General features: G+C 68.7%; 2 protein-coding genes. Both read left to right on the top strand.

The features are described from left to right. The first annotated feature begins 186 nt into the window (after positions 1 to 186). Positions 187 to 549 (top strand): bifunctional DNA primase/polymerase, encoded by a 363-nt coding sequence (locus tag ACIBI5_RS54290; RefSeq protein WP_397259680.1) that lies wholly within the window; start codon positions 187 to 189, stop codon positions 547 to 549. Then, entirely contained in the window at positions 549 to 809 is a 261-nt protein-coding gene (locus ACIBI5_RS54285; protein WP_397259678.1) for a hypothetical protein, read from the top strand. The genes ACIBI5_RS54290 and ACIBI5_RS54285 overlap by 1 nt, the downstream gene beginning before the upstream one ends. Positions 810 to 1,046 lie beyond the last annotated feature (237 nt).

Here is a 1,046-nt window from a genome sequence, read left to right as displayed (position 1 = left end):
AATGACAGAGTGCCGATGATGACAGCGATTTGTCGCTTCATGAGCTCCCTTTCGATGTGGAGGTTCGCTTTCAAGGAAAGAGGTATCAGGGTGTAGGAATTTCAGTAAGGGCGATGCGAAGATGGGATGGAATGCTTGCAAATCCGGTAAAGTCTGTCACTCTTGGCAAGTAGCCTTTTACCAACCGTGATCGATTCAGGGCTTCAATCGTGGTTCCACAACTGGGCGCTTCTCTTAAATCGGTCGTGGCGAATTGACCAACCCCCCTCCGGCGGCCTGCACCTGTACCTGGCCGTGCCGCCCGGCGTCATCATCGGCTCCACCGCCGGACGCCACCCGAACTCCCCGCTCGGGCCCGGCATCGACACCCGCGGCCCGGGTCGCGGCGGCCGCGGCGGCTACCTGGTCGGGCCCGGCTCGATCGTCGACGGACGGCCGTACACGATCGAGCGGGACCAGCCGATCGCCACCTGCCCGGCCTGGCTCGCCAACCTCCTGGCCCTCCCGGCCACCCCCGCTCCCCACGCTCCGGCCCGAAGGAGTAGCTGATGCAGATCCGCCTGGTCGACCTGCCGGACGAGGTCGAGCGCGCCGTCGCCCTCCTCGCCGGCGTGATGACGATCGTCGAAGACTCCGGCCCCAGGCCGCGGCGCGGGCCCAGCCTGCAGGTCCAGCGCTACCTCACCATCCGGCTGCCCGAACCCGAACCAGCCGCGACGCCTGTGCCCGCCCGCGCTAGCCGTACCGTCCGGCGCACCGACCCCGGCCCTGCCAGGCCGGACCCGGTCGACCTCAGCGCCTGGACCTGAACCCGTTGACCTGAGCGGCCGGCTGAGCGCAGGATCGTCTCACCCGTCGCGAGGGATCACGCCAGAGCCTCTGCCCGAACCCGTTTCGCGCAGAGGCTCTGTGCGTCATGCGCAGGGTGCGCGCCCGGGGTGAGAGTGTTGCGTCGGCGGCGGGTCGCTTTGGCCGGCTCCGGCGATTGCGTGGTCGGGGCGGCTTGTCGCCGGGAGGGGGCCGTCTGCGCTGGGCCGCCGCGGCCC

Source organism: Nonomuraea sp. NPDC050540 (assembly GCF_044457485.1).
Classification (GTDB): Bacteria; Actinomycetota; Actinomycetes; order Streptosporangiales; family Streptosporangiaceae; genus Nonomuraea.
The sequence above is the reverse complement of the archived record's forward strand: the minus strand, read 5'-3'. Positions and strand labels throughout refer to the sequence as shown.